We start from the raw sequence: 14,381 nt of genomic DNA, 5'->3' as shown, positions 1-14,381 counted from the left end.
CAAGCATTGGCTCTTGCGCAGGGGTGCGGGCGCGGCGCAATAGGGACCGATGGCCGACACCGATCTCCTCCTCCGCCCTGCCGATAGCACGCACACTGGACGAGCCCTGCCCTCGAATATCGAGGCCGAGGCGGCGTTTCTTGGCGCCGTGCTGATCGACAATCGGGTGCTGGAAGAATTGCGCACCCCGATTCGGCCCGATCACTTTTTCGAAGGCGTTCACCAGCGGATTTTCGACCGGATCAACAAGCTGGTCGATCGCAATGCGACCGCCAGCCCCGTCACGCTGAAGCCCTATTTCGAGAGCGACGAGGCCCTGAAGGCGCTTGGCGGCACGACCTATCTGGCGCAGCTGACCGCCGACGGCGCCGGCCTGCTGGCGGCAGGTGAACTGGCGGCCCAGATCTACGACCTTGCCTTGCTGCGCGAACTCGTCAGTGTCGGTCGCGGGCTCGTCGATGGCGCGCTCGACACTTCCGAAGACGTTGCCCCGATGGACAAGATCGCGCAGGCCGAAGCGGACCTGTTCCGGGTTGCCGAAGGGGCGACCACCGGCAGCGAGGCGTCGAGCTTCAAGGATGCCGCCCTGACCGCGATCAAGATGGCTGAAGCCGCGATGAAGTCGGGCGGCGGCCTTTCGGGCAAGACCAGCGGCCTCAGCAGCATCGACCAGAAAACCTCGGGCCTGCACGAAAGCGATCTCATCATCCTCGCCGGGCGCCCTGGCATGGGCAAGACCTCGCTTGCCACAAACATCGCCTTCAACTGTGCTGAAGAGCATCTCAACTGGCAACGCGACGGCGGCGAATTCAATTACGGCGCGCCGGTTGCCTTCTTCAGCCTCGAAATGAGCGCCGACCAGCTGGCCACGCGTATCCTTGCCGAACAGGCGGAAATCAGCAGCGAATCCTTGCGTTCGGGTAAGCTCAGCCGCGATGAATTCCAGAAGCTGTCCTATGCGAGCCAGCGTCTCGCCGAACTGCCGCTTTATATCGACGATACTCCGGCGCTGACGATTTCAGGGCTTCGCACGCGTGCACGACGGTTGAAGCGGCGCCACGATATTGGCCTGATCGTGGTCGACTATCTCCAGCTGCTGCAGGGTTCGGGACGGGCCAACGACAACCGCGTTAATGAGATTTCGGAAATCAGCCGCGGCCTGAAAACGCTGGCCAAGGAATTGAGCGTTCCGGTGATTGCGCTGTCGCAGCTCAGCCGTGCGGTCGAACAGCGCGAAGACAAGCGTCCGATGCTGTCCGATCTTAGGGAATCGGGCTCGATCGAACAGGACGCCGACATGGTCTGGTTCATCTATCGCGGCGATTATTATCACCTCGCGACCAAGCCAGACTTCCCCGACGCATCATCGTCGCCCGACGCGCAGGAGAAATACCGCGCGTGGGAAGAACGTTACGAGGAACTGGTCGGCAAGGCGACGCTGATCGTCGCCAAGCAGCGCCACGGTTCGACCGGCAACGTGCCGCTCCACTTCCAGAGCGAGATTACCAAGTTCACCAGCCCGAATACGAAGGATTATTCGGACTGGGGCTACGAATAGGGTTCTCTCACAGACCCAGGTTGAGCCTGCGCGCCACCGTGTAATCGAGCACCGAAACGAGGAACCAGGCAAGGTTCCAGCGGATGCGATTGAACAAGCTTGCCCGTTTGCGATGGCTCTCGGCCGTGATCGGGGACGACACCGCGCGATGGTGGGCGACATGGGCACGCATTTTTTCCGCCAGGGCCGCATCTTCGATCCGCAGCATGATCTCGAGGTTCAGATAGAGGCTGCGCATGTCGAAATTGGCGCTGCCGATATAGGTCACGTCATCGGCGACGATCAGCTTCGTATGAAGCTTGCAGAGGTCGAATTCGTGAATCTCCACCCCGCGGTTGAGCAGGTAGGAATAAAGCGACCTGGTTGCACCGATGGTCGCTCCGTTGTCCGATCTTCCCGCCATCAGCAGGCTTGCCCTGCCCCGTTTCGCCACTTGCGCGATCTTGCGCAGGATCGAATTGGACGGCGAGAAATAAGCCATGATCATGTCGAGCTGGCTGGCCGAATCGAGGTCGCGGCGGACGGCACGCGCCCAAGACGACAGCCTCGTTGTCGGTCCGCCGATCAGGACCTGGACCTGCTCTTCGCCAGGATCCCATGTTCGCACCGCTCGCCGGATCGCCAGCCATTGTGCGCGCTTGCTCGAAACCCAGGTCTCCAGCTTCGCGAACCATTCGTCGAGCCGGGCAACCGCCGGACCTTCCAGCGTGAGCCCCAGGTCGTTCCAGCCGTTTTGGCTCGGCAAGGCGAAGTAATCGTCCGCCACGTTGAAGCCGCCGATGATCGCGCTCTTGCCATCGGCGATCACGATCTTCTGGTGGTTGCGGATCAGGTAGCGCCGTGTCCACTTGGGGCTGAATAACCAGAACTTGCCGCCGGCCTTTACCAGCGGCCGGAACTGGGCCTCGTCACCGGAGGCGCCGAAGCCATCGACTATCAGTCGCACATCGACACCGCGCCGGGCTGCCGCTGCCAGCGCCTCGAGCACCTGTTTCCCCGCGTGATCGCGGTCGAAGATATAGAAAGCGAGCTTCAGCGACTGCTGCGCCCCGTCGATCATTGCCATCAATGCATCGAGCCGGTCCAAGCCACCGGACAGCACGGTCAGTTCGTGGCCGGCGCCCTGCATGCTGAACGGCACGGGATCGCGAAAATCGCTCAACAGCTGCCCGCGGTCCTGCCCTTCGATCTCACCCATTGACGCGCTCTAGCCCCAAGCCGCACAGAAACGCAATTTCTTGACTCTCGCCGCGCCAATGCCTAGGTGCAGCGCCTTTCCGACACGCACAGAATATTGGAGTGCCACATGGCGCGCGTTACCGTCGAAGATTGCGTCGACAAAGTCCCCAACCGCTTCGATCTCGTCCTGCTCGCAGCAGAGCGTGCACGCCAGATTTCGGGCGGCAGCGAGCTGACCATCGATCGCGACCGCGACAAGAACCCGGTTGTTGCCCTGCGCGAGATCGCCGAACAGACTGTAAGGCCGAAGGAACTCAAGGAATCGGTCATCGTGAACCTGCAGAAGATCCTGCCGGACGACGAAGACGAAGCCGATGAAATCGGTTCGCTCAGCCAGTCGGCAGAAGCCCTGCGCATCACTGCCTCGGCCCCGACCCGTTCCACTTCGATCGGCGCCGATTACGACGGCTGATCCTTCCGTCACAGGAAACCAAAGGGGCCGCTCCGCAAGGGCGGCCTTTTTTGTGCGCAAGTCGCGCGGATCGCTGTAGGATGGCCCGATGGCAGTCACAGCGATCTACAGCGCCAAGGGCGGAGTCGGCAAAACCACCATCGCGGCAAACCTCGCATGGTTTTCGGCAATCGAGGGCGGGCACCAGACCTTGTTGTGGGACCTCGATGCCGCTGGCGGTGCGGGTTTTCTCTACAATATCGAGCCCAAGGGAAAGAAGGCCGAGGGCGTTTTCCGGCAGGACCGCGCGCCTGACGAGCTGATGTGGGAGACGGGCTATCCCGGCCTCGACCTGCTGCCCGCCGACGACAGCCTGCGCCAGCTCGACACCCAACTGACCCAGATCGGCAAGCGTCGCAGGCTCGACCGCCTGACCGCGAAGCTGGAAAAGGAATACGATCGCATCGTCCTCGATTGCCCTCCGGGGGTGAACGAGGTTTCGAGCCAGGTCCTGCGCGCTGCCGATATCGTGATCGTGCCGCTGCCCCCCTCCCCGCTTTCGCATCGCGCCTTCGACATGGTGGCGAAGGAGATAAAGCGCGTCGGGGACAAAGGGCCATCGATCCTGCCGGTCTTTTCCATGGTCGACCAGCGCCGCAAGCTGCACCGCGAGGCATTGGCGCAAGAGCCGAAATGGCCGGTGCTCCCCTATTCGAGCATGGTCGAACAATGTGCCGTGCGCCGCCAGCCGGTCGGCGCCTTTGCACGCAGTTCACCCCCTGCGGAACAGTTCGCCCGGCTGTGGCAGGCGATCGACCGCAAGCTCGCAAAGCGTTGAATACAGGCACTCGGCGCTTCCCCTGACGCGATACAGCCGCATATAAGGGTCACCCGAAGGGGAACTTATGAGCGGGATTTCCGAAGGGATCGGGAGCGCGATCGAAGGCGGCCTGCTGGGCCGTGCGGTCGAGCCAGCACATGGCGGCAAGGGCGGTGCCCTCCCGACAGGCGAAGAAGGCACCTGCCTCAACTGCGGCACCGAACTGGTCGGTTCGCATTGTCATGCCTGCGGACAGAGGGGCGAGATCCATCGCAGCCTGGCAGGCCTATTTCACGACCTGATCCACGGCGTGCTGCATCTCGACGGCAAGCTCTGGAACACTCTGCCGCTGCTCACCTTCAAGCCGGGCGTCCTGACCCGCCGCTATATCGATGGCGAACGGGCCAAGTTCGTCAGCCCGATGTCGATGTTCCTGTTCAGCGTCTTCACCATGTTCGCCGTGTTCTCGATGATCGGCATATCGACGCCGACCGATTTCAGCACGGCCGAAACGGTGCAGTCCAATATCGAACAGGCGCGCGAAGTCGCGAAGAAGAAAGTCGACGATCAGAGGCAGCTTGTTGCCGACACCCCGGAAGACGACCCCGGTTACGCCGAAAGCAAGGCGAAGCTCGAACGCTACGAACAGGAACTGAGCGGCATCGACACGGTGTCGGAAATGAAGCTCGGCGGAACCCAGAACTTCTCCTTCACGGGCACCGGTATCGAGGCGTTCGACAATGCCCTGGTCGAAAAGTGGAAAAAGAACCCCGGCCTGATGCTCTACAAGCTGCAGACCAACGGCTACAAATTCAGCTGGTTGCTGATCCCGCTTTCGATCCCCTTCGTGTGGCTGCTGTTTGCGTGGCGCAGGCGTTTCCATGCCTATGATCACGCGGTTTTCGTGACCTATTCGCAGGCCTTCATGTCGCTCCTGTTCGTGACGCTTTCGGTGCTGTTCGCCCTGGGCATCGGTGGCATGTGGATTTTCCTCGGCCTGGCTGTCGTGCCGCCGATCCATATCTACAAGCAGCTGCGCTACACTTACGAGCTGACGCGTTTCTCCGCCCTGTGGCGGACGGTAGTGTTGACTAACGTCATCGTCTTCGTCGTGCTTGGGCTGTTCGTCTGGCTGCTTATCCTGCTCGGGGCGTTCTGAGGTGAGCGTGACTGACGTTTCGCCCGACACCGAAGCCGACGGGCACACGCACGAGGCTGCCTGCCTCAATTGCGGTTCGCCGCTGACGGGCCCTTATTGCGAACAATGCGGGCAACGCGCCCATGTCCATCGCACGCTCCATGCCTTCGTCCACGACTTGCTGCACGGGGTGCTGCATTTCGAGGGCAAGCTGTGGCGCACCCTTCCCGCCATCGCATTGCGCCCGGGCAAGATGACCCGCGAATATATCGAGGGGAAACGGGCCAAGTACATCTCGCCCATTGCGCTCTATCTGTTCGTGGTCCTCGTCACCTTCGCCACGCTCTCGCTCATGGGCGGTGCGGTCAAATTCGACGACTGGCAGGATCGCAACAGCGTCGACATGCAATTAGAGGCCCAGATCGACGGCCTGCAAAATCTGAAAGAAAGGCGCGAGGTCCTGTCCGGACCGGCCAGTCCCGAACGCGACGAGTTGCTGACACGCATGTATCGCAACCGCACGGTGAAATTCACCGCCGAGAACCGCGACGAATACCGCCGGCAGGCGATCGCCGCGATCGACCGGGCCATCCCCTTGCAGGAAGGCTACGTGGAAAGCTGGCGCCGCATGAAGGCCGAGGGGATCAAGACCGCAGAGTTCGCGAAGGATCCCACGTCCGACTTCACCTCGGCAGGGTATTTCACGGTCGAGCCTGGCGATCTCAGCTGGCTGGACCAGCAATGGATCAAGGCGAAGGAAAACCCCGACCTCCTCGCCTACAAACTGCAGAACACCGCCTACAAGTTCGGGTGGCTGCTGATACCGATCAGCGCGCCCCTGGTCAGCCTGCTGTTCCTGTTCGGGTCACGCCGGTACCCGATGTACGATCATGCCGTTTTCGTATCCTATTCGATCAGCGTCGGGCTGTTCCTGTTCCTGATCGCTGCAGTTCTGAGCAAGTTGGGGCTGGATGCCCTGACCCCGATCCCGATACTGCTGATCCCGGTGCACCAGGCAGTGCACTTCATCGGCACTTACAAGCAGAGAAAGCACGGCCTTCTGATCCGCCTGCCGCTGCTCTACCTGTTCACGGGATTTGCCGCTGCGGTCTTCATCCTGACCATCGGCCTGCTCAGCGCAGGCTGACAGAATTCGATCAGTTACCGTTGAAGGCCGGTGCGGCTTCCACTTCGTCTGCCGGATCATCATTGTCGCGGAGGTGATCTTCCACCTTGTCTGCACGGGCGCTGACGCCAGCGGCGGCATCGGCAAGGTCATCCTCGATCACTTCGCCTGCGGCATCGAGGTTCTTGGCCGCATCGTCAGCGGCGTATTCTGCGGTCTGTTCGATATTGTCCTGCGTCTCTTGCGAGCACGCGCCGAGCGCCATTGCACCGGCTGCAGCGGCGATTATCGAAAGCTTGTTCATGGTTGACCTCCTGTGTCGTTCAGGAGGTCAACGCATCAGGCGCCTTGCGGTGCCGGACCTTCCGATCCGCCGAACTTCTTGCCCGCTTTCGGGATCGAAGAACCCTGCGGCGGCTTCGCGATCGTCGGACCGCTGGGCGCATCCGGACGGTCGATCTTGCCATCGCTCATCAGCTTGTCGATTTCCTCGCCGGTCAGCGTTTCGTATTCGAGCAATGCCTGGGCGAGCAGGTGGAGCTTGTCCTCCTGGTCGGTCAGGATTTCGGTTGCACGCTTCAGGCCGCTTTCGACCAGTTCCTTGATCTCTGCATCGATCAGCTTGTTCGTTTCCGAACCGGCCATCGTGCGCGCGGTCTGGCCCATGCCGAGATAACCTTCCTGGCTTTCCTCGTACTGGAGCGGCCCCAACTTGTCCGACATACCCCACTTGGTGACCATGCTGCGGGCAAGGTCGGTGGCGTACTGGATGTCGCCCGATGCACCCGACGATACCTTGTCGTGACCGAAGATGATTTCTTCGGCGACGCGGCCGCCCATGGCGACAGCGAGGTTCGCGTGCATCTTGTCGCGGTGATAGGAATAGCTGTCACGTTCCGGCAGGCGCATGACCATGCCCAGCGCACGACCGCGCGGAATGATCGTCGCCTTGTGGATCGGGTCGGATGCCGGCTCGTTCAGCGACACGAGCGCGTGCCCGGCCTCGTGATAGGCGGTCATCTTCTTCTCGTCGTCGGTCATGACCATCGAGCGGCGCTCGGTCCCCATCATGACCTTGTCCTTGGCGTCCTCGAATTCTTGCATCGCGACGAGCCGCTTGTTGCGGCGGGCGGCCAGCAGGGCAGCTTCGTTGACGAGGTTGGCAAGGTCGGCACCGGAGAAGCCCGGCGTGCCGCGTGCAATCGTGCGCGGGTTTACGTCGGGTGCCAGCGGCACTTTCTTCATGTGGACCGAAAGGATTTTCTCGCGGCCATCGATATCGGGGATCGGCACCACGACCTGGCGGTCGAAACGGCCCGGACGCAGCAGTGCGGGGTCGAGCACGTCGGGACGGTTGGTCGCGGCGATGATGATGATGCCTTCGTTGGCTTCGAAACCGTCCATTTCGACCAGCAGCTGGTTCAGCGTCTGCTCGCGCTCGTCGTTCGAATTGCCGATACCGTTGCCGCGATGGCGACCGACGGCGTCGATTTCGTCGATGAAGACGATGCATGGCGCGTTCTTCTTCGCCTGTTCGAACATGTCGCGGACGCGGCTGGCGCCGACGCCGACGAACATTTCGACGAAGTCCGAACCCGAAATGGTGAAGAACGGCACGCCGGCCTCGCCTGCGATGGCGCGGGCGAGCAGCGTCTTACCGGTACCCGGCGAACCGACCAGCAGTGCGCCCTTGGGGATCTGGCCACCAAGCTTGGAGAAGCGATGCGGGTCCTTCAGGAATTCGACGATTTCTTCCAGCTCCTCGCGAGCTTCGTCGATCCCGGCAACGTCGTCGAAAGTGACGCGGCCCTGGCGTTCGGTCAGCAGCTTGGCCTTCGACTTGCCGAAGCCCATGGCACCGCCGCCGCCACCCTTCTGCACCTGGCGCAGCGCGAAGAACGCGATGCCGAGGATCAGCAGGAACGGCAGGGTCTGGACGAGGATGTAGAGCAGGATGTTGCCTTCATCCGATTCAGCGCCCGAATATTTGACGCCGTTTTCATCCAGCAGCTTGGTCAGGCCGGGGTCGTTGGCAACGGGAATGGTCGTGAACGCGGCATCGTTGCTCATCGTGCCGGTGATCTTTTCCGGCGCGACGACGACTTCCTTCACCGAACCTTCGGCAACCTTTTCGCGGAAATCCGAATAAGGGATCGCGGTGCCGGTCGGCTGGTTCGAATTGCCGAACATGGTGACGACCATCAGCAGGGCGAGAAACACCCCGCCCCAGATCATCAGGCTCTTCACCCAGGGGTTGGGGCCTTCGCCGCCTGTGTTCGGATCGTTTTCGTCGTTCATCGACAGGTATTCCTTTCGTCCTGCCCAATGTAGGCGCGAGCGGGTGAATGGCAAGATAACGAGGGCGCAGCTTTTCGCGCAGATTTGCGAAGACTGATATCGGGGCGCTCGTTCAGGAGCGGTGTCGGGGCCGTATGATCAGCCCTTTGTGGCGTAGGCTGCGAGGAACACCTCGACTGCCCCGGCGATGCGCGCTTCGTCCGCCTGCGCATCGACTGCCTTGCCGAATCGCCGTTCGAGATCGCCGATCCCCTTGCACATGGAGACGAATTGTTCCGCCGCCAGCGCGCAATCGGCGATGTCGAGTTCGCCTGCCTGGACCCGGCTTTCGAGGAACGCGGTGAAGGCTTCCTTCATCCGGTAGGGGCCGGAATTGAGGAAAGCGTGCCCGATCTCGGGATCGTGTTCGGTTTCAGCAGCGATCCGGCGGTCGAAATGGACCATTTCGGGGCGCGAGAGGAACGCCGTCATGGCAGCGCCGATCGTGGTAAGCCGTTCCGACAGGCTCCCGTCGGGCGTTTCGCCGATATGGAACAGGCCGCGCAACTTGCTGCATTCGTTGTCGACTGTTGCCGACAGCAGTCCGCGCTTGTCGCCGAAGTGATTGTAAACCGTGACCTTGGAGACATTGGCATCCGCAGCGATCTGCTCGATCGAGCTCGCCGCGAAACCGCGTTCGAAAAAGGAATGCCGCGCCGCGTCGATGATCGCCTCACGCTTCGCCTCGTCGACGGGGCGACCGCGCGCGGGTGCACGGGCCGTTTCGTCGGGAGAAGATGAGGCTGTTGACAAAGTGAACGACTCCGTTCAATTAAACGCTACCGTTCAATAATGGCCCTTGCGGCCCTCTCCTGCAACCCCCCGTCGGCTCAAGAGTTCTTTTCATGCTGTGGATCGCGATCAGAATGCTGACGGGAGACAGGACCAAGTTCTATGGCCTGTTGTTCGGCATCGCCTTTTCCACCCTGCTCATCACTCAGCAGCTGACCATTTTCGTCAATCTGATCGAACGCGGAGCGAGCGGGGTCTACAACGTGGCGGAGGCGGAAGTCTGGGTTATGGACCCGGTCAGCCGCACCACCGACATCGCCTATGCCATGCCCTCGACCGCGCTGGAGCGAGTGCGCGGCGTTTCGGGCGTCGAATGGGCCGTGCCGCACCTGCGCGCCAATGCCGCCGTCCGCACCGATACGGGCGACCTCGAACAGGTGGCCATCATCGGCGTCGACGATGCCACGCTGATTGGCCTGCCTAAACGCATGTTCGAAGGCGACACATCGGTCCTGTCGCGCCCTGACAGCGTGATCATCGACGATGTCGGGACGAGCCGCATGTATCCCGACCAGCCGAGCCCGGTTGGCGAAGTCCTCGAACTCAACGACCAGCGTGCGGTCATCCGCGGGGTTGCCGATGCAATCCCCAGCTTCACCAGCACTGTCGTTCTCTACACGCGCTATTCGCAGGCGCTCCGCTATGTCCCCGGCACCCGCAACCGGTTGAGCTTCGTACTCGTCGGCGCGTCCGAAGGCACCAGCGCGCAGGAGCTTGCCGCGCGCATCGAGGAGCAGACCGGACTCCGCGCCCGGACCCGCGACGAGCTGGCACAGGACGGGGTCGACTTCGTCATCCAGAACACCGGCATCCCGTTCAATTTCGGGATTACCGTGCTGCTCGGCTTCATTGTCGGCGTTGCCATCGTCGGCCTGACCTTCAGCCTGTTCATTCGCGACAACATCAAGCAGTTCGGTGCGCTGAAGGCGATCGGCGTGACCAACGCCAAGATCGTGCGGATGGTCGCGGTCCAGGCGGGGATGGTCGGTGCAATCGGCTATTCGCTCGGCCTGATCGGCACTGCGCTCTTCATCTGGGGCTTCAGCGGCGACCCGACCTTCAAGGGGTTCTACATCCCGTGGCAGATACCGCTGTTCTCGCTCGTCGCGGTGACGCTGATCCTTGCCATCACCGGCTTCATCGCGCTGCGCAGCGTGCTCAGGACCGAACCAGCGGCGGTGTTCAGATGAGCCCGTTCGACGCCTCAGCCGCGATTTCGACGCGCGCCGTAACCCGCGATTTCACCGCTGGCGACACGACGATCACCGTGCTCCACGGGATCGACCTCGACGTTCGTGCCGGCGAGATGACCTTCCTCGTCGGCGAAAGCGGGTCGGGCAAGACCACGCTGATCTCGATCATGTGCGGCATTCTCTGGCCGACGCAGGGCAAGGTGCAGGTATTCGGCACCGATATCTATGCGCTGGGCGATACCGAACTGGTCGAGTTCCGGCTCGACAATATCGGCTTCATTTTCCAGCAGTACAATTTGATCCCCTCGATCGACGCGGCGGCCAATGCCGCAGTCCCGCTCATCGCACGCGGAATGCCGGTGGACGAGGCACGAGAGCGCGCAAAGGCGATGCTCGACAAGCTCAACATCCTCGACCAGGCGGACAAGCTTCCCAACCAGCTATCGGGTGGCCAGCAGCAGCGCGTCGCCATCGCCCGTGCGCTGGTCCACGAACCGCGACTGGTGGTGTGCGACGAACCGACCGCAGCGCTCGACGCCAAATCGGGTCGCCGCGTGATGGACCTGCTGCGCGAAGTTGCGGTGGCCGACGACCGATCGGTCATCATCGTCACCCACGACAATCGTATTTTCGACCTGGCCGACCGCATCCTCGTGCTCGAGGACGGCCGCATTACCCACGACGGCGCCGAAATGCCGGAGGAACACTGATCATGGCTTTGCTCCCGAAAAACATCAGCATTTCGCGGCAGGTCCTGCCCGTGATAGCGGCGCTCGGAGTTCTGGGCGCAATCGCCTTCATCGTCTTTGGCCTGCCTGACCGCACGCTGGAGCAACCGACGCAGCAGCCCGCCCAGGCGACCGGTGCCCTTGCGAACTCGCCGCGGGTCGCCGGTGCAGGCGTGGTCGAACCGTCGAGCGAGATCATTGATATCGGAACCGCGCTTGCCGGGCTGGTTACGGACCTCCGCGTCCAGCCGGGGCAGTTCGTGGGCAGGGGCGAAGTGCTGTTCGTGGTCGACGACCGATCGGCCCGCGCCCGCCTGTCGGAAGCGAACGCAGCCATCGGGGAAGCGAGCGCCGCCATCCGCGAAGCGCAGACCGCCCGTGCCACGGCCGGCAAGCAGCTGGCGCTCTATCGCGAAATCGAGGATCCCGCCGCCGTCAGCCGCGCCGAAGTGATCCGCGCAGAAGGGGATGCAAGCGCCGCTGCCAGCCGTCTGGAACTGGCCCGTGCCCGGCTGAGCGCCGCACAGGCCGCCGCAGCGAGCGCGCGAACCGAACTCGGCCGCCTGACCGTGCGCGCACCGATTGCAGGCGAGATCCTGGCAGTGAACATCCGCCCCGGCGAATATGTCAGTACCATGGGCAGCAGCTCTCCGCCCTTCATCCAGATGGGGGAAACCCGCCCCTTGCACGTCCGCGTCGACGTCGACGAGGACGAAGCGAACCGTGTCGATCTGGGCAAGGCAGCGCAGGTCAGCCCGCGCGGAGCGGCAAAAGACCAGGTCGAGGCAATTTTCGTTCGCGCAGAACCCCTTGTCGTGCCGAAGCGGTCGCTGACCAATTCCGCGCAGGAACGGGTCGATGTGCGCGTGTTGCAGTTGATCTATGCCCTGCCCGATAGTGCGCGTGACAAGTTCCGCGTGGGCCAGCAGATCGACGCATTCATCCCGGCAAAGGCTGCAGCGAAGTGAGACGCACGCACCTTGCCCTGATGGCTGCGCCTCTGGCGCTTTCAGCCTGCGTTGCAGGGCCCGCGCCGCAGATCGAGACGCCGCGACCCGTCCTGCCCGACACGTTCCTGTTCGCGCCCCAGGCAGAAGAAGGCGCAGCGCTGGCGGCGTTGCTGCCGACCGATGATGCCGCCTTCACCACGCTTGCCGGGCTTGCCCTGAACGACGCTCCGACGCTTTCAGAAGCGCTCGCCAGGGTAGAGGCAGCCCGCGCCGGAGCCGCACGCGCAGGCGCCAACCGGTTGCCGTCGATCGGGGCCGATGCCTCGGTTACCGCGACCCGCACGAATCCCGCACAATTCGCCGCCAGCCTGCCCCCGGGCATCGGCATCGATACCGAGCGCACCGCCTATGCCGCGAATGTGACCGCACGATGGGACCTGGACCTTTTCGGAGTGCTGAAGGCGAGCGAGCGCGCAGCACTGGCGCGGGTCGATGCCGCCGACGCGCAGGCACAGGCCGTTCGGCTGGCCCTGATCGCGGAAATCGCCGCCACGGTCATCGATTATCGCAGCGTCGAAGCTCGCGGCTACACCCTGTCGCAAGACATGGAGGCGGCGACCGCCATCGCCCGGCTGGCAGCCGACCGGGAACAGGCCGGCCTTGCGCCGGGGTTCGACCGCATCAGGGCGGAAGCAACCGCCGCGACAACGCGCAGCCGCCTTGCCGCTCTCGGCAGTGAGAAGGCGCGGTTGTTCGGACGGCTTGTTACCCTGACCGGCGCTCAACCTGAGGTAGTGAAACAGGCATTTGTTTCACCCCTACCCGTGACCTCGGCGCCGGCTGCGCCTGCCACCCTGCCGTCGCAATTGCTGGCCAATCGCCCCGACGTTCGCGGGGCAGAGGCAAACCTTGCCGCAAGCGATGCGGAACTGGCCGCGACGGCGCGCCAGCGCTTTCCCAAGCTCACCCTTTCGGCAGCCATTGGCCTCTTGGCATTCAGTCCGGGCGACCTGTTCGACGAGGATTCGATTGTCGGTTCACTGGCTGCTGGCCTTGCTGCGCCGCTACTCGATTTCGGACGGATCGAGGCGGAAATCGATGGAGCAGCAGCAAACAAGCGCGCCGCCTTTGCCGCCTATCGCGGCGCAGTGTTCACGGCATTGGGCGATGCCGAAACGGCATACGGACTGGTTGCGGCAGCCGATGCCGAACTGGCTGCGGCGAACCTTGAGACCGCGCAACTGGAACGCGCCGCCGACCTGGCAGAAACGCGATACCGCGCAGGGCTTGCCGATTTCCTGACCGTGCTCGATGCGCGAAGGGCTGCCGATGGGAGTACCGAACGCGCCGTCGCCGCTGGTGGCAGGGCACGCCGCGCCCGTGTCTTGCTGTGGCAGGCACTCGGCGGCAGCGACCTTTCGCCACTGACACCCCAAAGCTAGAACAGGCCGAGGAAACCCCCGCCGCCCGAGGCGTCTGCGGTAAAGTAGTAATAGGCACTACCACCCGCGACGAGGGCGGAAATCGCCAGCGCGCCGAGCATCAGCCCGCCATCGCGCACCATTATGGCCAGTCCGAATGCGGCAATCGCCAGCATCGGTCCACTGCTCGCAAATGGCAGCAATTCGAGCGGCGGAACCGCACAGCAGAGCAGGATCACGACGGCGGCGGCGACCTTTTGCCACCCCCGCCCGGTAAAGCGCTTCAACCGGCCGTGGAATCGCTTGTCGAGCCAATGCGCGATCCCTTCCAGCTTCTCTGCCGATTTGCGGAGCTTGTCCGCTCCGACCGAACGGTTTTCGATCCAGTCGGGTATCCAGATGTGATCGCGACCGGCCAGCATCTGCAATGCGATCAGAGCGCAGACCAGCGCCAGGAATGTCGGAACGCCGGGAATGCCGCCGACGGGCGTGATCTCGATCAGCGCGAAAATCATCAGGAACGGGCCGAAACTGCGCCTGCCGAACTCGTCGACGACGTCGGATATGCAGACCTCGCTCTGCTTGTCGGCGAGGTCTTCGATCGCCTCGACCGTTTCCTCGACACTTTCGGGTTGATGCGACATTCCCGCCTCCAGACCGTTCAACGCACGAGGTGCCGAAACGGGAC

Annotated in this window: 14 protein-coding genes; 9 read left to right on the top strand and 5 right to left on the bottom strand. The window is 62.9% G+C overall.

Going from position 1 to position 14,381, the window contains the following annotated elements; all coding sequences use genetic code 11:
• Positions 1-49 precede the first annotated feature (49 nt).
• Positions 50-1,558: a replicative DNA helicase gene (locus AMC99_RS00995; protein ID WP_061921635.1), complete on the top strand. Its 1,509-nt coding sequence runs from the start codon at positions 50-52 to the stop codon at positions 1,556-1,558.
• Positions 1,559-1,565: 7 nt separating this feature from the next.
• On the opposite strand, the gene AMC99_RS00990 is transcribed toward AMC99_RS00995, so the two are convergent.
• Positions 1,566-2,756 carry a phospholipase D-like domain-containing protein gene (locus AMC99_RS00990; protein ID WP_061921632.1) on the bottom strand — a complete coding sequence of 397 codons (1,191 nt, stop codon included), beginning with the start codon at positions 2,754-2,756 and terminating at the stop codon, positions 1,566-1,568.
• 108 nt (positions 2,757-2,864) lie between these two features.
• Between AMC99_RS00990 and rpoZ the strand changes: the two genes are divergently transcribed.
• From rpoZ to AMC99_RS14195, 4 genes are all read left to right on the top strand, one after another.
• Positions 2,865-3,209: a DNA-directed RNA polymerase subunit omega gene (rpoZ, locus tag AMC99_RS00985; RefSeq protein WP_061921629.1), complete on the top strand. Its 345-nt coding sequence runs from the start codon at positions 2,865-2,867 to the stop codon at positions 3,207-3,209.
• Positions 3,210-3,297: 88 nt separating this feature from the next.
• On the top strand, positions 3,298-4,026 hold the full coding sequence (locus tag AMC99_RS00980) for a ParA family protein (RefSeq protein WP_061921626.1): 729 nt from the start codon (positions 3,298-3,300) through the stop codon (positions 4,024-4,026).
• 67 nt (positions 4,027-4,093) lie between these two features.
• Positions 4,094-5,167, top strand: coding sequence for a DUF3667 domain-containing protein (locus AMC99_RS00975; protein WP_061921623.1), 1,074 nt, complete (start codon positions 4,094-4,096; stop codon positions 5,165-5,167).
• 1 nt (position 5,168) lies between these two features.
• Entirely contained in the window at positions 5,169-6,293 is a 1,125-nt protein-coding gene (locus AMC99_RS14195) for a DUF3667 domain-containing protein (RefSeq protein WP_061921619.1), read from the top strand.
• A gap of 10 nt (positions 6,294-6,303) precedes the next feature.
• Here AMC99_RS14195 and AMC99_RS00965 read toward each other — a convergent pair whose 3' ends face one another.
• From AMC99_RS00965 to AMC99_RS00955, 3 genes are all read right to left on the bottom strand, one after another.
• The gene (locus tag AMC99_RS00965; RefSeq protein ID WP_061921617.1) at positions 6,304-6,576 is read right to left on the bottom strand and encodes a hypothetical protein; all 273 of its coding nucleotides are present in this window, start codon (positions 6,574-6,576) and stop codon (positions 6,304-6,306) included.
• A 35-nt stretch (positions 6,577-6,611) separates the two neighbouring features.
• The gene (gene ftsH / locus AMC99_RS00960; RefSeq protein ID WP_061921614.1) at positions 6,612-8,570 is read right to left on the bottom strand and encodes an ATP-dependent zinc metalloprotease FtsH; all 1,959 of its coding nucleotides are present in this window, start codon (positions 8,568-8,570) and stop codon (positions 6,612-6,614) included.
• Between the two features lie 138 nt (positions 8,571-8,708).
• Positions 8,709-9,362: a TetR/AcrR family transcriptional regulator gene (locus AMC99_RS00955; protein ID WP_061921611.1), complete on the bottom strand. Its 654-nt coding sequence runs from the start codon at positions 9,360-9,362 to the stop codon at positions 8,709-8,711.
• 92 nt (positions 9,363-9,454) lie between these two features.
• Here AMC99_RS00955 and AMC99_RS00950 point away from each other — a divergent pair, with 92 nt between their 5' ends.
• Genes AMC99_RS00950 through AMC99_RS00935 form a run of 4 tightly spaced genes read left to right on the top strand, consistent with a single transcriptional unit; the run spans position 9,455 to position 13,714 of the window.
• Positions 9,455-10,591 (top strand): ABC transporter permease, encoded by a 1,137-nt coding sequence (locus tag AMC99_RS00950; protein WP_061921608.1) that lies wholly within the window; start codon positions 9,455-9,457, stop codon positions 10,589-10,591.
• A complete protein-coding gene (locus tag AMC99_RS00945) occupies positions 10,588-11,304 on the top strand; it encodes an ABC transporter ATP-binding protein (RefSeq protein ID WP_061921606.1) in 717 nt (238 codons plus the stop codon). Before AMC99_RS00950 ends, AMC99_RS00945 begins: the two co-directional genes overlap by 4 nt.
• A 2-nt stretch (positions 11,305-11,306) precedes the next feature.
• On the top strand, positions 11,307-12,290 hold the full coding sequence (locus tag AMC99_RS00940; protein ID WP_061921602.1) for an efflux RND transporter periplasmic adaptor subunit: 984 nt from the start codon (positions 11,307-11,309) through the stop codon (positions 12,288-12,290).
• Positions 12,287-13,714, top strand: a complete 1,428-nt coding sequence (locus AMC99_RS00935; RefSeq protein WP_232301460.1) for an efflux transporter outer membrane subunit — start codon at positions 12,287-12,289, stop codon at positions 13,712-13,714. The genes AMC99_RS00940 and AMC99_RS00935 overlap by 4 nt, the downstream gene beginning before the upstream one ends.
• Here AMC99_RS00935 and AMC99_RS00930 read toward each other — a convergent pair.
• Positions 13,711-14,337, bottom strand: a complete 627-nt coding sequence (locus AMC99_RS00930; RefSeq protein ID WP_061921599.1) for an exopolysaccharide biosynthesis protein — start codon at positions 14,335-14,337, stop codon at positions 13,711-13,713. The two genes, AMC99_RS00935 and AMC99_RS00930, sit on opposite strands and share 4 nt — an antisense overlap.
• Positions 14,338-14,381: the final 44 nt, after the last annotated feature.

This window comes from Altererythrobacter epoxidivorans, from assembly GCF_001281485.1.
Taxonomy (GTDB): Bacteria; Pseudomonadota; Alphaproteobacteria; order Sphingomonadales; family Sphingomonadaceae; genus Erythrobacter; species Erythrobacter epoxidivorans.
This window is presented reverse-complemented; position numbering and strand designations above follow the sequence as displayed.

Coding starts and splice junctions, on each gene's coding strand:
- rpoZ (WP_061921629.1), top strand. CDS start 2,865: ATGGCGCGCGTTACCGTCGAAGATTGCGTCGACAAAGTCCCCAACCGC.
- AMC99_RS00995 (WP_061921635.1), top strand. CDS start 50: ATGGCCGACACCGATCTCCTCCTCCGCCCTGCCGATAGCACGCACACT.
- AMC99_RS00975 (WP_061921623.1), top strand. CDS start 4,094: ATGAGCGGGATTTCCGAAGGGATCGGGAGCGCGATCGAAGGCGGCCTG.
- AMC99_RS00980 (WP_061921626.1), top strand. CDS start 3,298: ATGGCAGTCACAGCGATCTACAGCGCCAAGGGCGGAGTCGGCAAAACC.
- ftsH (WP_061921614.1), bottom strand. CDS start 8,570: ATGAACGACGAAAACGATCCGAACACAGGCGGCGAAGGCCCCAACCCC.
- AMC99_RS00990 (WP_061921632.1), bottom strand. CDS start 2,756: ATGGGTGAGATCGAAGGGCAGGACCGCGGGCAGCTGTTGAGCGATTTT.
- AMC99_RS00950 (WP_061921608.1), top strand. CDS start 9,455: ATGCTGTGGATCGCGATCAGAATGCTGACGGGAGACAGGACCAAGTTC.
- AMC99_RS00965 (WP_061921617.1), bottom strand. CDS start 6,576: ATGAACAAGCTTTCGATAATCGCCGCTGCAGCCGGTGCAATGGCGCTC.
- AMC99_RS00945 (WP_061921606.1), top strand. CDS start 10,588: ATGAGCCCGTTCGACGCCTCAGCCGCGATTTCGACGCGCGCCGTAACC.
- AMC99_RS00940 (WP_061921602.1), top strand. CDS start 11,307: ATGGCTTTGCTCCCGAAAAACATCAGCATTTCGCGGCAGGTCCTGCCC.
- AMC99_RS00930 (WP_061921599.1), bottom strand. CDS start 14,337: ATGTCGCATCAACCCGAAAGTGTCGAGGAAACGGTCGAGGCGATCGAA.